Genomic DNA, 14,985 nt, shown 5'->3' with positions numbered 1-14,985 from the left:
CGGAGGAAGGATCAGGAGTACGGGTAGAAACCCGAGCCCGTCTTGCGGCCGAGCCTGCCCGCGTCCACCATGCGCTGGAGCAGCGGGGGAGCGGCGTACAGCGGCTCCTTGAACTCCGCGTACATCGAGTCGGCGACCGAGGCCACCGTGTCGAGACCGATCAGGTCGGAGAGCTTGAGCGGGCCCATCGGGTGGGCGCAGCCGAGCTCCATGCCGTTGTCGATGTCCTCACGGCTGGCGATCCCCGACTCGAACATCCGGATCGCGGAGAGCAGATACGGGATCAGCAGCGCGTTGACGACGAAGCCGGAGCGGTCCTGGGCGCGGATCGGGTGCTTGCCCAGCACGTCCTGGACCAGGGCCTCGGCCCGCTTGACCGTCTCGTCGGACGTCGTCAGGGCGGGGATCAGCTCGACGAGCTTCTGCACCGGGGCCGGGTTGAAGAAGTGGATGCCGATGACCTGGTCCGGGCGGGAGGTCGCCACGGCCAGCTTCACCAGCGGGATGGAGGAGGTGTTCGAGGCGAGGATCGCGTCCTGCCGGGTCACCACCTGGTCGAGCACCTGGAAGATCTCGGTCTTGACCTGCTCGTTCTCCACGACGGCCTCGATGACGAGATCGCGGTCGGCGAATTCGCCCAGGTCCGTGGTGAAGCTCAGCCGGGCGAGTGTCTCGTCGCGCTCCTCCGGAGTGATCTTGCCGCGGTCGGCGGCCTTCGAGAGGGAGTTGTGCAGCCGGGTGCGGCCGATCTCCAACGCCTCGCCGGTGGTCTCGGCCACCATGACCTCAAGACCGCTGCGGGCGCACACCTCCGCGATGCCCGCGCCCATCTGGCCACAGCCCACCACTCCGACGCGTGCAATGTCGGCCATAGAGTCCGTCACCTCGTGCCTTTCGCTGTTCTGCGTGTCGCAGGTTCCCGTCTGATTCCGGTGCCCGCCCCGACCCCCCGACGTTACTCCGCGCCCTACGGGTCATCGTGGGCCGGGGCGGGCATGCTCTGCGTTACGCCTGGATACAGGGGTGACGGACCGTTGACGACGATGACAGAGAGACGGCAGGTGCAGCGAAATGCGGCAAATGGCCCGAAGAAGCTTTGTGGCGGGAGCGGCCGGGGTGGTCGCGGGGGTGGTGAGCACCGTCACCCTGGCCGGTGACGCCTTCGCGGGCCCCTCCCGGCGGACCGGTGCGCCGGAGCACTCCCGCCGCCATGTCGTCCGGCGAGAGCTGCGCGGGATGTGGGTCGCCACCGTCGCCAATCTGGACTGGCCCTCGGCGCCCGGCCTGAGCGCTGCCGCCCAGAAGGCCGAGCTGATCGCCTACCTCGACGAGGCCGTGGACCGGCGGCTGAACACCGTCGTCCTCCAGGTCCGGCCGACCGCCGACGCGTTGTGGCCCTCGCCCTACGAACCGTGGGCCCAGTACCTCACCGGCGTCCAGGGCAAGGACCCCGGCTGGGATCCGCTGGGCACCGCCGTCCGTGAGGCGCACCGCCGCGGACTGGAGCTGCACGCCTGGTTCAACCCGTACCGGGTCGCCAACCACACCGACCCGTCCCGGCTGGCCGCCACCCACCCGGCCCGGCTGCACCCCGACTGGGTCCTGCCGTACGGCGGGAAGCTGTACTACAACCCCGGGATTCCGGAGGTCCGCAGCTTCGTCCAGGACGCGATGCTCGACGCGGTCCGCCGCTACGACATCGACGCCGTGCACTGGGACGACTACTTCTACCCGTACCCGGTGGCCGGGCAGGTCTTCGACGACGACGCCACGTACCGCAAGTACGGCGCGGGCTTCCCGGACAAGGCGGCCTGGCGGCGCGACAACACCGACAGGCTGGTGCGCGAGACCGCCGAGCGGATCAAGAAGATCAAGAAGAACGTCCAGTTCGGGATCAGCCCGTTCGGGGTGTGGCGCAACGCCTCCACCGATCCGCTCGGCTCCGACACCAAGGCGGGCGTGCAGACCTACGACGATCTGTACGCCGACACCCGCGGCTGGATCAGGAAGGGCTGGATCGACTACATCTGCCCGCAGATCTACTGGAACATCGGCTTCGCCGCCGCCGACTACGCCAAGCTGCTGTCCTGGTGGAGCGAGGTGGTGCGCGGCACGGAGGTCGACCTGTTCGTGGGGGAGGCGCTGTACAAGGCCGGTGACCCGGCCCAGCCCGCAGCCTGGCAGGACCCGGCCGAACTCTCCCGGCACATCGACCTCGCCGCCCGGTACGACCAGGTGCGCGGCCATGTGTACTTCTCCGGGAAGGACGTGGTCAGGGACCGGATCGGGGCCATGGACCGAGTGGTCGGCGACCACTACCGCAGCAGGGTGCGTCCACCCCGCTGACCGAACGGGGTGGACGCGACGGGTGATCGGGGCGGGCCGCCGGGAACGGACCGGCCCGGCCCCGCCCCGGGAGCGAGGATCGGGGCCGGCCGCCGGAGGCCGTTACGGAGTCTCCGGGGCCTGCTTCCGGGTGCCGGTGTGCTGTACGACGCTGTCGGGACCGGGTGAAATCAGGTGTTCGTGTCCGTCCTCGAAGCGGACGCGGTACGGGGGAGTGCCCCCGGCCCCGAGCACTTCGACGATTTCTGCGACCTTGTCGTGCTGTCCCACGGTCCTGCCGTGCATCAGCAGCCGGTCGCCCGTGTGTGCCTCCATCGGGACTGACCTCCTCACGGGTGACGGTCCATGTCGACAAGTCTATGACCGAAAGCCGACTTCGCCCGGTGGGGAGGACGGGGCGTTCACCGCGTACGCCGCTCACGCCCCGTCCGCTGGGTGGCCGCGATGCAGACGAGCACCGCGATCGCGGCCACCGGCGCCGCCGCCGGGACCGTCTCGTCGAGCAGCAGGGACGACCACAGCAGGGTCAGCAGCGGCTGCGCGAGCTGGAGCTGGCTGGCCCGCGGCACCCCGATCTCCGCCATCCCCCGGTACCAGACGTACAGCCCGAGGAACGCCGAACCGGCCGCCACCCAGACCAGGCCGATCACCCCGTGAGCGGTCAGCCGCACCGGCTCGGCCGGCAACGCGAGCGCCGTCCCCGCCACCGAGAGCGGCAGACAGAGCACCAGCGACCAGGCGGCCACCTGCCAGCCCGGCACGACCCGGGCCAGCCTGCCCCCCTCCGTGTAGCCCGCCGCACAGACCAGCAGCGCGCCGAACAGATACAGATCGGCGCCGGACAGCGCGCCCCCGCTCTGCTGCACGGTGAACGCGATCACCACGGCCGCGCCGGCCAGCGCCGCGATCCAGAAGGCGCGCGACGGCCGTGCTCCGGTCCGCAGCGAGGAGAACACGGCGGTGGTCAGCGGCAGCAGGCCCACGACCACGGCCGCGTGCGAGGTCGTCGAGGTCTGCAACGCGAGCGTGGTCAGGAGCGGAAAGCCGATCACCCCGCCCGCGGCGACCACGGCCAGCCCGGCCCAGTGCCGGCGGTCCGGCAGGGCGACGCCTCCCAGGAGCAGCGCCCCGCCCGCGATCACCGCGCCCAGCAGGGTACGCAGCGCCACCAGGGACCAGGGGCCGAAGCTCTCCAGGCCCCAGGCGGTGGCGGGAAAGGTCAGTGAGAAGGCGAAGACACCGAGCCCGGCGAGCACGAGGCCGCCGCGATGCGACTCACGGCCGGTGGCGGCGTTGCCGTCGGTGCTGGTGCTGGTGCTGGTGCCGGTGTTGGTGTGTTCGGCGCTGCCGGTCCTGGCGCCGGGACGGGCATCGGACGACGGGCCGAGTGCTATCGGGTTGTCATTGATAGCGCTATTCTCTGCTCTCATGCACGAGCGTAGCAGTGTCGCCGACCTCGCCGGATCCCTCCGGAGTGAACTGAACCGCTACTCGCCAGGTGGAAAGCTGCCGTCCAGCCGGGCCCTGGTGGAGCGCTTCCGGGTCAGCCCCGTCACCGTCTCCCGGGCCGTCGCCCAGCTCGTCGCCGAGGGGCTCGTGGTCACCAGGCCCGGTTCCGGAGCCTTCCGGGCGCAGCCCCGCACCGATGTGCCCCCGCCCGGCGACACCTCCTGGCAGGAGGTGTCCCTCAGCGGCGACGGCGGGCCGGAAGCGGTGCCGCGCACCGTCGACGCCTCCGGGGTCCTGGCCACGCTCGCCGCACCGCCGCCCGGAGTCATCGAGCTGAACGGCGGCTACCTCCACTCCTCCCTGCAGCCGGAGCGGGCGCTCGCCGCCGCCCTCGCCCGGGCCGGCCGCCGCCCCGGCGCCTGGGACCGGCCGCCCACCGACGGCCTGACCGAACTGCGGGCCTGGTTCGCCCGCGAGATCGGGCCAGCGCTCGGCGCCGCCGACGTACTGATCACCGCGGGTGGTCAGAGCGCCCTGGCCACCGCGCTGCGCGCACTCGCCCCGCCCGGCGCCCCGCTCCTGGTCGAATCACCCACCTACCCGGGCATGCTGGCGGTCGCCCGCGCCGCCGGACTGCGGCCCGTGCCGGTGCCCATGGACGCCGACGGCGTACGGCCGGAGCTGCTCGAAGCGGCGTTCCGGGCCACCGGCGCCCGCGTCTTCGTCTGCCAGCCGCTCTTCCAGAACCCGACCGGCGCGGTCCTGGCCCCCGAACGGCGCGCCGAGGTGGTCCGGATCGCCCGCGCGGCGGGCGCCTTCGTCGTCGAGGACGACTTCGCGCGCCGGCTCGTCCACGAAGACGCCGGACCGCTGCCCGCCCCCCTGGCCGCCGACGACCCGGACGGGGTGGTCGTCCATGTCTGCTCCCTGACCAAGATCGCCTCGCCGAGCCTGCGGGTGGGGGCGCTCGCCGCCCGCGGGCCGGTGCTGGGCCGGCTGCGCGCCATCCAGATCGTCGACAGCTTCTTCGTCCCCCGCCCGCTCCAGGAGGCCGCGCTCGAACTCGTCGGCTCCCCGGCATGGGGCCACCACCTGCGTTCCGTGTCGACCGCTCTGCGCGACCGGCGCACCGCCATGACGACGGCCCTGAGCCTGGAACTGCCCGGTCTCACGCTTCCGCACCTCCCCGCCGGCGGCGGCAGCCTCTGGCTGCGCCTGCCCGAGGCGGAGGCCGGCACGGACGAGTCCGCGGTGGTCTCGGCGGCCCTGCGCGCGGGTGTCGCCATCACGCCCGGCCGCCCCTACTTCTGCGCCGAACCCCCGTCCCAGCAGATCCGGTTGAGCTTTGCCGCGGCCGCCGGGGCGGCCGAGATCGCCGAGGGGATCCGCCGGCTGCGCACCGCCTGCGACGAGGTACTGGCCGGTTCCGGCGGCGGCCCGCGACCCTGACCCGGCAGACCCGGGTGTCCCATGAGAAGGGCGGTTCTGGCCAATCGGGGGCGGGTGCGGTGCGATCCGCCTCGCTCCGGACCGGGCCGCACGGACTTGCGAAGGCCCTCTTGACCGGAAGGGTGTTCGGATCCACGATCACCGCCATGACTTCCAGAGTCTCGTTGGTCGCCACGGCTCGCAGCTCCGCCCTGCTCGCCGAGCGCTTCGACGACGACCGGCCGCTCGACCACACCGGTCTGTACGAGATCGGGCTCGCCGCGCCCGCCCTCATGCCGTTGGGTGCCGCCGAGCTGCGCTACTGCTCGCCGACCCCGCGCAGCCGTGCCACCGGCGACGCGCTGGGCTTCGCCCCGCTCGTCCAACCGGCCCTGCGCGACTGCGACATGGGCCGCTGGCGGGGCTGCACTCTCGCCGACGTCACAGCGTGCGAACCCGCGGCGGTCGACGCCTGGCTGGCCGATCCGCGCTCCGCCCCGCACGGCGGCGAGCCGCTGCTCGCGTTCATCTCGCGGATAGGGGGCTGGCTGGACACCCGCCCCGTGTGTGAGGGCGCCATCGTCGCCGTCGCCGAACCGGCGGTCGTCCGGGCCGCTCTCGTCTACGCGCTCAAGGCCCCGCCGTCGGCGTACTGGAGCGTGGACGTCGGACCGCTCTCCACGGTCACGCTGACCGGTGTGCCGGGCCGCTGGAGTCTCAGGCTCGAAGCGGGAGTCCGCTGACCGTTCACCGGGACGGCCGGTGCTCCGCGGTGCGTGCGGGCTCCCGGGAGCGGGAGCCCCCGCCGACGGGGCGGGAAGCGCTGGTCGGCGCACGGTTCATGGCCGGGGGTCGCCCGTTCCGGGCGCGGTGTCCGTGTCGGCCGAGGTCCTCTCGCCCCGGCGCCCCGGCCGCCGGACACTGGCCGGAATTCGCCGTGGTGGTCGGGGGATCCGGGTGCCGGCCACCGTTGTGCGGCGGCCGGCACCGCACCGCTCAGCCGTTCTCCGGCGGGGCGGTGATCAGGCTGAGGGCCTCGGCGATGCCCGCCTCGGCGGCCGCCTTGTCGATGCCGAGACCGGTCAGCACCCCCGTGCCGTCCTCCTGCTCCAGCAGCGCGAGCAGAATGTGCTCGGTGCCGATGTAGTTGTGGCCCATCCGGAGCGCCTCGCGAAAGGTCAGCTCCAGTGCCTTGCGGGCCCCGGCGTCGTACGGAACGAGCTCCGGCAGCTCGCCGGTCGCGGCCGGCGGCAGCGCCTCGGTCGCGGCCCCGCGGACGGCCTCCAGGGTGATGCCCTGGGCCTTGACGAACGCCGCCGCCAGCCCTTCCGGCTCGCTGAGCAGCCCCAGCACCAGGTGCTGCGTGCCCACCTCGTCGTTGTGTGCCGAGCGGGCCTCGTTCTGCGCGGCCATCACCACGTTCTTGGCGCGCGGGGTGAAGCGGCTGAACCCCTGACTGGGGTCGAGATCCGACACCTCGCCGGGGTCCTTGGCCACGAACCGCTTCTGGGCGGCCTGCCTGGTCACCCCCATGCTCTTGCCGATGTCGGTCCAGGAGGCGCCGGAGCGCCGGGCCTGGTCCACGAAGTGTCCGATCAGGTGGTCGGCCACGTCACCGAGGTGGTCCGCGGCGATCACCGCGTCGGAGAGCTGGTCGAGGGCGTCGGTGTGAACCTTCTTGATGGCCTCGATCAGGTCGTCGAGGCGCACGGGATGCGTCGGGCGTACGGGATTCACCATGTGTCAACCGTAGGTTGACAGTCTCCAGGTGTCAACTGCCGGTTGACAGTCAGGGATGCGTTCCGGTCGCCGGGCTCAGTGCGAGGAGTTGCAGAAGACGCACGCCTCCCCGTACTCCGGCGCGCACAGGAGGCGGTGCCGTACGCACGACGCCATGACGGCCTCCTCCGGGCCGGGAAAAGGGGAGTCGTCGCCGTTGCGGAGCCCGGCGTCGGCGGGGTCGAACGCCTCGACCATCTCGCGGTACTGCCGCAGATATCTCTCGGCGAACGGCGGCTCGTAGCCCAGCTCGTCCCACCGGTGCCTGCGCAGCGCCAGATCGAGCACCCGCAGGACGAAACCCTTCGCCGCCGCCCGCTCGCCCGGTGAGCGGCCCCAGTCGATGTCCGCCAGGTCGAATCCGACCGCTCCGCGCCCCATGACGCCCTGGTCCTGCAGGGCCAGCAGGGTGGCGAAGCGGTACTCCCAGACGCTGTCGGCGAGATCGGACACGGCCAGTACGAGCACGTCGACGAAGACCGCCGTGCCTCCGTTGGACAGGGACAGGGCGCGGCCCCCGCCGTGGAATGTGTTCCCCATCCCGGCACCGTACCGAGCGGGGCCGGTGTCGCCCGGACGCCGGTACGACGGAGCGCGCCGCCCGGCGGGACTGCCGGGCGGCGCGCTCGATCCAGCTGCTGTGCGTGCGGGTCAGAGAACGCCGCTGTCCGCGATGGTGATCTTCGCCTGCGGGCGGCCGCTCTGCGTGCCGAGGCCCTCGATCTTCTTGACCAGGTCCATGCCGGCCTCGTCGTCGACCTCGCCGAACACCACGTGCTTGCCGTCCAGCCACGACGTCACGATCGTCGTGATGAAGAACTGCGAGCCGTTGGAGTCGGGGCCGCTGTTGGCCATGGACAGCTGGCCCGGCTTGGTGTGCGCGAGCTTGAAGTTCTCGTCGGGGAACTTGGCGCCGTAGATGCTCTGGCCGCCGGTGCCGTCGCCCCGGGTGAAGTCGCCGCCCTGGAGCATGAAGGCGGGGATGATGCGGTGGAACGAGGACCCCTTGTAGCCGAAGCCCTTCTCGCCGGTCGCCAGGGCGCGGAAGTTCTCCGCCGTCCTGGGAACGATGTCGTCGAACAGTTTGAACGTGATCCGCCCGGCGGGCTCGTCGTTGATGGTGATGTCGAAGTAAACCTTGCTCGTCATGGAACCATCCTGACATCGACGCGTTCGGGGCCGACGGGCGGGCACGGTCACGGCCCGGCGGAAGGACGGTTCCGAGGCCCTGCCGGTGCACCGTAGCGGCTTCAGCGGGTGTGTTGCAGATGGGCGCCGATCTGCAGAAACGCCTGGACCAGCGGGGCCTGGGGGACGGCCGGGGACATCACCTGGGATCCGAAGTGGACGATGACGGTCTCCAGCCCGGGGGAGACGAAGAGCCGCTGGCCGTGGATGCCGCTGGCCATGAAGGAGCCGTGGGGGTCGTTCAGGATCCACCAGAAGTCGTGGTACGAGAGGGTGGCGGGGGAGTCGGGCGGCGCGGCGGGGAAGCGGACGCGTTCGGCGTAGCCCTTCGGGGCGTCGGGGATGGCGGCGGTCACGGCGGCCGGCACGATCTGCCGGTCCCCGACCGCGCCGCCGCAGCGGATCATCTCGCCGAGCCGGGCGATGTCGCGTGCGGTGGCGCTGAATCCGCCGCAGGCCGCCTCGACGCCTTCGCCGTCCAGTACGTAATAGGCGTCCTCGTCGGCGCCCAGCCGGGACCAGAGCAGCTCGCTCAGCAGGGCCGAGGTGGTGGTGCCGGTGATCCGGCGGAGGATCTCGGCGAGCGCCTCGACATTGCCGTTCTCGTAGCGGAACCCGGTTCCCGGGGCGGCTGTCGCGCGTGCGGTGGCGAGGTGTTCGCGGATGCCGGTGGGGCCGCTGTAGCCGTAGGGGCGCAGTGCCGGTGCGACGACGGCGAAGTAGCGCTGGGCCTCGACGGGCTTGTCGAAGGGGCGCCCGGCGTACGAGACCTGGGTCCCCATGTGCAGCAGATGGTCGACGGTGCTGTCCCCGAAGGCGGTCCCGGCGAGCTCGGGGATGTACGAGGAGGCCGTCGCGGTGCGGTCGAGGACCCCCTGGTGGGCCAGTACGGCTGCCACGAGACCCAGGTACGACTTGGCCGCCGAGGCGTTGAAGTGGGCGTCGTGCGGCCGCAGTCCGTGCAGATGGCTCTCGTGGACGACGGTGCCGCGGTGCATCACCAGGAACGCGTCGGTCCGGGCGGACTCGAAGAGGTCCTGGAGGGTCAGGACGCGGCCGTCGGGCGCGGTGATCGTGAGCCGGTCGAGACCGGCGGCGTCCGTCGGCAGATCGCGGGCGGGGCCCGGCCCGCGCCACACCCGCCGGCTGGGGAGCAGCTCCCGCCCCGATGTGGTGTAGCGGCGTACCCATGCCGGGTCGGTGTAGCCCCGGGACCAGTGGAGATCCGCCAGCGGTGCGTCGGTCATGCGCGCTCCTCGACATTGAGTGACGTTCTGATCGCTACCATACACACCGTCTGCTTTCTGTGAATGCGTGCAACCCGGCACACGCATCTCCTGTGGTCGGCACGCGATGTGGTCTCCCGCTTGGTCACCCGCTTGAAGCAGAACCATTGACCGGAAGTGTCCGGCGAGTTACGTTGCCGAATCAACAGCCCGCTAATGGACGCTCTGTTCAATTTCCTCGTGGCCGTACCCGGACGATGCGCGCCCGGACGGTGCGTGCCCGGACGGGAGCGCCGCCGCCGTCCGCGTACGCCCACCCGCCGTCACGCGACATCCCGGCGCGGGGCGTCCCGTCACCAGAGCACCCGCCCCTGCTTCCTCCCGCACCGCAGGAGTCTCCCTATGTCCTCGCAGCCCTCACCGCCGCTGGTCCTCGACGGATCCGGCGACCCCGGGCCACCGGCGTTCGACCGGCGCCGCGCCTGGCTCGTCACCGCGATGATCGTCACGTTCATGATCATCAACTTCGCGGACAAGTCGGTGCTCGGACTCGCGGCCGACCCGATCATGGAAGAGCTGGACATCAGCCACAGCGCCTACGGCCTGATCTCCAGCTCCTACTCGATCCTGTTCAGCCTCTCCGGGCTGGTCGTCGGCTTCTTCGCCGCCCGTATCTCCAGCCGCGTCCTGCTGTTCGTGATGTGCCTGGTGTGGGGCGTGGCCCAGCTGCCGGTCCTGATCGTGGCCGCCGTGCCCGCGCTCGTCGCGGGCCGGGTGCTGCTCGGCGCGGCCGAGGGGCCCGCCACCCCGATGTCGATGCACGCCCTCTACAAGTGGTTTCCGGTCGGCCGCCGCGGTCTGCCCTCGGCCCTCCAGATCGGCGGTGCCGCCCTCGGCACTCTCGTGGCGGCGCCCGTGGTGACCTGGCTGATCACCGGGTTCGGCTGGCGTGCCGCCTTCGTCGCGCTGGCCCTGACGAGCCTGACGTGGAGTGTGGTGTGGTGGTTCGTCGGGCGCGACGGACCCCATGACCAGCCTTCCGCGCGGGTGCGGGCCGGGACCGCCGGGTCGGGCGGTCCGGCCGGGGCCACCGGGCCGGACCGCGTCCCCTACCGCCGACTGCTGCTGAGCGGCACGGTGATCGGGAGCGTGACCAGCGCCTTCGGGGCGTCCTGGGCGATGACCCTCAGTCAGGCGTGGCTGCCGTCGTACCTCAGGAACGAACTCACCATGAGCCCGGGAACGGCGGCGGCGGTACTCAGCGCGGTGGCCGCCCTCAGCTTCGTCCTGCTGCTGGCGCTGTCCCCCGCGGTCGACCGGCTGACCCGGCGGGGCCTGTCGCTGCGGCTCTCCATCGGGGCGCCGCAGGGCGTGGCGGTGATGTGCGCCGGGGCGGCGATGGCGGTGTTCCCCTTCGTCGGGCCGCTGCCGGTACGGCTCGCACTGATCGCGGTCGCCTTCGCGGTCCACTCCATCGCGTTCCCGCTGCACTACATGACGGCCGCGGCGGTCGTGCCGGCCTCCCAGCGCGGTGCGCTCTTCGGGATCGTGGCCGCGACGGGCACGCTCCCCGGCCTGCTGGCCCCGTCCCTGACGGGCCGTCTGCTGGATTCGGCGTCCTCGACGGGCGCGGGCTACACGCAGTCGTTCGCCGTCGCGGCGGCGGTCATGATCGTCTGCGGTGCGGTGTCGGTCTGCTGCATCCGTCCGGCCCGGGATGCGGCGCGGCTGGGGGCCGCCGCCCGGTAGCGCCGGGCGCGCCCGCCGTTCCGCCGAGCCGGGCGTGCCGCGGGTCAGTCCTGATCCGGCGCGGTGAATCCGCTGGCCCAGTAACGGCCGTGCAGGGCCAGGTCGAGAAGCATGCGCACCGCCTCCTCGGCGGGCATCGGCGGGCTGTCCTGCTCGGCCCACCAGCGCAGTACGGCGACCTGCTCGCCCACCCAGACCCGGGCCAGCAGGTCGGCGTCGATGCGCGGCTGGACGTTGTTGCGTTCGGCGCGGGCCTTGAACTCCCGCGCCGTCGCCGCGGCGCAGGCATCCACGAACATCTGGAGCGGCTTGCCGTCGCCCTCGCCGCGCAGGACGACCCGGTAGACGTCCCGCTCGTCGCTGACGTGCCGCAACATCTCCAGCAGCGGTTTGCCGGTGAAGCCGATGGTGCTGCCCGCGACCGCCGGCTCCAGGCGCTGCGCGAGCTGTTCGAGCAGGTCGGAGGTCACCCGCGCGAACAGATCGTCCTTGCCCTTGAAGTGCGCGTAGAACGTGGCGCGCGCGACATCGGCCTGCTCGGTGATGTCCTCGACGGTGAGCGCGCTGAAGCCGCGCTCCAGCACCAGCTCCACCAGTGCTCCGCCCAGCGCCCTGCGGGTGCGTCTGGTGCGCCTGTCCTCGGCCATGCGGCCCCCTTCGCCCTGTCGTGGATCGCTCCGTCGTGGTCCGCGCACAGTCTAGATGGCTCTTGACAGCCCACAAGATACAAAACATTGTGTCTGTAAACGTGCTGACTGTATTCAATCAGTTGGACTGTAAGGCTGGAGATCGTTGATGAACCTCGGCACCTACCTCACCCGCAGCGCCGGCTACTGGCCCGACGCCACCGCCCTGGTCTGCGGTGAGCGGTCGTGGACGTACACGGAACTGGACGGTGCGGCCGACCGCCTCGCCTCGGCCCTGACCGCCCGCGGACTGCGCCCCGGCGACGCGGTGGCCTCCCTGGCCTGGAACCGCGGGGAGCTGGTCGAGGTCGAGTTCGCCCTCTACAAGGCCGGACTGGTACGCGCGCCGATCAACGCCCGGCTGGGGCGCGGCGAGATCGAGCACATCCTGCGTTACGCGCCGGTGCGTGTCCTCGTGTTCGACGCGGCGCACCGGGAGGACGCGCTGGCTGCCGTCGAGGCCTCGGGCACCGGCTGTCTCCCCGTACTCCTGGAGGACGGCCCTGACCCGGCCGCGACGCCGGACGGCGCCGGCGTCCTCGGCTACCGGGCGCTGCTCGGCGAGGGGGATGCCGGGCCGGTCGCCATCGATGTGGACGAGGACGCTCCGTGCGTCCTGAACTTCACCTCCGGGTCCACCGGGGCACTCAAGGCCGCCGTCCAGACCTTCGGCAACCGCCTCGCCAACATGCGCAAGCTGCTGATGAGCGACGAGTCCCGCCCCCGCCCCGGCACCCGCTACCTCGCCTGCGGCCCGATCACCCACGCCACCGGCATGACCCTGCTGGCCAACGTCTTCGCCGGGGCGGCCACCCACGTACTGCCGGCCTGGAGTGCCGAGGCGTTCGCGGACACGGTGGAGAAGGAACGCATCACCACGACGTTCCTCGTCCCCGCCATGGTCAACATGGTGCTCGCCCACCCGGCCGCGGCCGGGTGGGACCTCTCCAGCCTGACCGGCGTACGCGTGGGCGGCGCACCCATCTCGCCCCAGCGCCTGCGCGACGCCGTGCGGTTCTTCGGCCCGGTCGTGGCGCAGGGCTACGGCCTGGGCGAGACCACCAGCGTGGTGGCGGGACTGAGCAGCCAGGAGATCGCCCACGCGGTCGCGGACGACCCCGAGCTGCTCCGGTCCTGCGGACGGGCGACGTACGACACCGAGGTCCGGATCGTCGACGAGGCCGGCCGGCCGCTGGCCCCCCGCGAGGTCGGTGAACTCATCGTCCGCGGTCCCGACTGCGTACGCGAGTACTGGCAGGAGCCCGAACTGTCGGCGCAGACCTTCCGTGACGGCTGGGTCCACACCGGCGATCTCGCCTGGATGCGCGAGGACGGCTATCTGTTCCTCGTCGACCGCAAGAAGGACATGATCATCTCCGGCGGGTTCAACATCTACTCCACCGAGGTCGAGGCCGCCCTGTACGAACACCCCGCTGTCCAGGAGGCATGTGTCGTCGGGGTGCCCGACGAGACATGGGGCGAAGCGGTCAAGGCCGTCATCGTGCCCCGCCCCGGCCATGCGCCGAGCGCCGACGAGATCACCGCGTTCTGCGTCGAGCGGCTCGACCGCTTCAAGAAGCCCAGGACCGTCGACTTCGTCGAGGAACTGCCCCACAACCGCAACGGAAAGCTCGACCGCAAGGCCGTGCGCGAACCGTTCTGGGCCGACGCCGACCGCCGCGTGAACTGACGGCCGCGAACCTGCGGCTGAGCGAACCGGCTGCCCTGTGAGCCGGCCGCCCTGTGAGCCGGCCGGCCCCGTGAACCGGCCGCCCCGCGGACCGACGGCCGCGCGACCGTCACGTGAGCCGCCGTGCGCAACGGCGACGGCATGTGAGCCGTCCGCCGAGTGAACCGACCCCACCGCCCCCTCGACCGGCAAGGACCTCCACGACATGACCTTCTCCCTGCGCCCCACCTACGACGACGACCCCCGGCTCGCCGACCTCGTCGGCCGGCTGCGCGACTACCTGGACGGCGAACTGGCCGACTACGAGCGCGAGCGCGGCATCACCCACGAGAGCCGCCTCACCCGCGCCGACCTCGAACCCGTCTGGCGGCGCAGCCGCGAACTGGGCTTCTACGGCATCCACCTGCCCGAGCAGTACGGCGGACAGAACCTCTCCCACACCGCGCTGGCCGCCCTGAAGGAGGAGATCGGGGCCTGCGGACGCGTGCTCGGGCACAGTGTGCTCGGGGACATGGGCGGCCCGCTGCGCGCCGGCGACATCCTGCGGCACGCCACCGAGCACCAGCTGAACACGTATCTGCTGCCCCTGGTGCGCGGCGAGCGCGCCTGTTGCTTCTCGCTGACCGAGACCGATGCCGGTTCCGACGTCAGGTCCATGCGCACCACCGCCGTCCCCGACGGCGACGGCTACCGCCTGAGCGGCCACAAGGTCTTCAGCTCCGCGGGCCCGTTCGCCGACTTCGCCATCGTCGTGGCCCGGATGGCGGGGACCGGTGAACAGGAGGGCGGGAAACCGGCCTTCTCCGCCTTCCTCGTCGACCTGGACAGCCCCGGCTGCAAGGTGCTCGACGGCGCCACCCCGATGTCCGGCGAGCACATCGAGAGCGACATCGTCCTGGACGACTGCCACGTACCCGCCCGGAACCTCCTGGGCGAGGAGGGCAAGGGCATGCGGATCGCCCTCGGCCGTGTCACCACCAACCGGCTCCTGCACTGCCCCACCGTCATCGGCGCCACCCGCCGCGCCCTCGACCTCACCCTGGAACGCACCCGCACCCGCAAGGTCGCGGGCGGGCAGCCCCTGCTGGCCCTCCAGTCGATCCAGCACAAGGTCGCCGACATGGCCACCGAGCTGTACGCGGCCCGCTCCATGACCTACGCCGCGCTCGCCGCCCTCGACCGGGGGAACGACGTACGCGTCGAGGCGTTCATGAGCAAGCTGTTCGTCGCCGAGTCCGCCTTCCGCATCCTCGACCAGGCCGTCCAGATCCACGGCAAGGAAGGCCTCACCCGGGGCAACGAGATCGAGTTCCTGTTCCGCAAGATCCGTATGTTCCGCGTCCTGACCGGCACCTCCGAGATCCAGCGCAACGGCATCGCCCACGGCCTCGCCTTCATGGCCTGACCCCACCCCGCCCCATCCGTCACGAAATGACCCTCACCC

14 protein-coding genes are annotated in these 14,985 nt (G+C 71.7%); 6 read left to right on the top strand and 8 right to left on the bottom strand.

What is annotated here, in order from left to right; genetic code table 11:
• Positions 1 to 11: 11 nt before the first annotated feature.
• Positions 12 to 872, bottom strand: coding sequence for a 3-hydroxybutyryl-CoA dehydrogenase (locus ACGF8B_RS16435; RefSeq protein WP_124718760.1), 861 nt, complete (start codon positions 870 to 872; stop codon positions 12 to 14).
• A 199-nt stretch (positions 873 to 1,071) separates the two neighbouring features.
• Here ACGF8B_RS16435 and ACGF8B_RS16430 point away from each other — a divergent pair, with 199 nt between their 5' ends.
• Positions 1,072 to 2,346, top strand: a complete 1,275-nt coding sequence (locus ACGF8B_RS16430; protein WP_392738828.1) for a glycoside hydrolase family 10 protein — start codon at positions 1,072 to 1,074, stop codon at positions 2,344 to 2,346.
• Between the two features lie 102 nt (positions 2,347 to 2,448).
• On the opposite strand, the gene ACGF8B_RS16425 is transcribed toward ACGF8B_RS16430, so the two are convergent.
• The gene (locus tag ACGF8B_RS16425; RefSeq protein WP_124718762.1) at positions 2,449 to 2,661 is read right to left on the bottom strand and encodes a DUF1918 domain-containing protein; all 213 of its coding nucleotides are present in this window, start codon (positions 2,659 to 2,661) and stop codon (positions 2,449 to 2,451) included.
• Positions 2,662 to 2,747: 86 nt separating this feature from the next.
• A complete protein-coding gene (locus ACGF8B_RS16420) occupies positions 2,748 to 3,776 on the bottom strand; it encodes a DMT family transporter (protein ID WP_392738825.1) in 1,029 nt (342 codons plus the stop codon).
• On the opposite strand from ACGF8B_RS16420, the gene ACGF8B_RS16415 reads away from it, so the two are divergent.
• Complete coding sequence (locus ACGF8B_RS16415; protein WP_392738822.1) at positions 3,775 to 5,244, top strand: PLP-dependent aminotransferase family protein; 1,470 nt, start codon at positions 3,775 to 3,777, stop codon at positions 5,242 to 5,244. The two genes, ACGF8B_RS16420 and ACGF8B_RS16415, sit on opposite strands and share 2 nt — an antisense overlap.
• 146 nt (positions 5,245 to 5,390) lie before the next feature.
• Complete coding sequence (locus ACGF8B_RS16410) at positions 5,391 to 5,966, top strand: histidine phosphatase family protein (RefSeq protein ID WP_392738819.1); 576 nt, start codon at positions 5,391 to 5,393, stop codon at positions 5,964 to 5,966.
• A gap of 253 nt (positions 5,967 to 6,219) precedes the next feature.
• On the opposite strand, the gene ACGF8B_RS16405 is transcribed toward ACGF8B_RS16410, so the two are convergent.
• From ACGF8B_RS16405 to ACGF8B_RS16390, 4 genes are all read right to left on the bottom strand, one after another.
• Complete coding sequence (locus ACGF8B_RS16405) at positions 6,220 to 6,963, bottom strand: Clp protease N-terminal domain-containing protein (RefSeq protein ID WP_392738816.1); 744 nt, start codon at positions 6,961 to 6,963, stop codon at positions 6,220 to 6,222.
• Positions 6,964 to 7,038: 75 nt separating this feature from the next.
• The gene (locus ACGF8B_RS16400; RefSeq protein WP_392738813.1) at positions 7,039 to 7,542 is read right to left on the bottom strand and encodes a hypothetical protein; all 504 of its coding nucleotides are present in this window, start codon (positions 7,540 to 7,542) and stop codon (positions 7,039 to 7,041) included.
• A gap of 111 nt (positions 7,543 to 7,653) precedes the next feature.
• A complete protein-coding gene (locus ACGF8B_RS16395) occupies positions 7,654 to 8,151 on the bottom strand; it encodes a peptidylprolyl isomerase (RefSeq protein ID WP_392738811.1) in 498 nt (165 codons plus the stop codon).
• Between the two features lie 101 nt (positions 8,152 to 8,252).
• Positions 8,253 to 9,437, bottom strand: coding sequence for a serine hydrolase domain-containing protein (locus ACGF8B_RS16390; protein WP_392738808.1), 1,185 nt, complete (start codon positions 9,435 to 9,437; stop codon positions 8,253 to 8,255).
• A gap of 381 nt (positions 9,438 to 9,818) precedes the next feature.
• On the opposite strand from ACGF8B_RS16390, the gene ACGF8B_RS16385 reads away from it, so the two are divergent.
• On the top strand, positions 9,819 to 11,165 hold the full coding sequence (locus ACGF8B_RS16385) for an MFS transporter (protein ID WP_392738805.1): 1,347 nt from the start codon (positions 9,819 to 9,821) through the stop codon (positions 11,163 to 11,165).
• A 44-nt stretch (positions 11,166 to 11,209) separates the two neighbouring features.
• Here ACGF8B_RS16385 and ACGF8B_RS16380 read toward each other — a convergent pair whose 3' ends face one another.
• On the bottom strand, positions 11,210 to 11,812 hold the full coding sequence (locus tag ACGF8B_RS16380; protein ID WP_392738803.1) for a TetR/AcrR family transcriptional regulator: 603 nt from the start codon (positions 11,810 to 11,812) through the stop codon (positions 11,210 to 11,212).
• A 148-nt stretch (positions 11,813 to 11,960) separates the two neighbouring features.
• On the opposite strand from ACGF8B_RS16380, the gene ACGF8B_RS16375 reads away from it, so the two are divergent.
• Positions 11,961 to 13,541 carry an AMP-binding protein gene (locus tag ACGF8B_RS16375; RefSeq protein ID WP_392738800.1) on the top strand — a complete coding sequence of 527 codons (1,581 nt, stop codon included), beginning with the start codon at positions 11,961 to 11,963 and terminating at the stop codon, positions 13,539 to 13,541.
• 205 nt (positions 13,542 to 13,746) lie between these two features.
• The gene (locus ACGF8B_RS16370) at positions 13,747 to 14,946 is read left to right on the top strand and encodes an acyl-CoA dehydrogenase family protein (protein WP_392738798.1); all 1,200 of its coding nucleotides are present in this window, start codon (positions 13,747 to 13,749) and stop codon (positions 14,944 to 14,946) included.
• Positions 14,947 to 14,985 lie beyond the last annotated feature (39 nt).

This window comes from Streptomyces sp. NPDC047917 (assembly GCF_043204345.1).
Taxonomy (GTDB): domain Bacteria; phylum Actinomycetota; class Actinomycetes; order Streptomycetales; family Streptomycetaceae; genus Streptomyces; species Streptomyces sanglieri.
The sequence above is the reverse complement of the archived record's forward strand: the minus strand, read 5'-3'. Positions and strand labels throughout refer to the sequence as shown.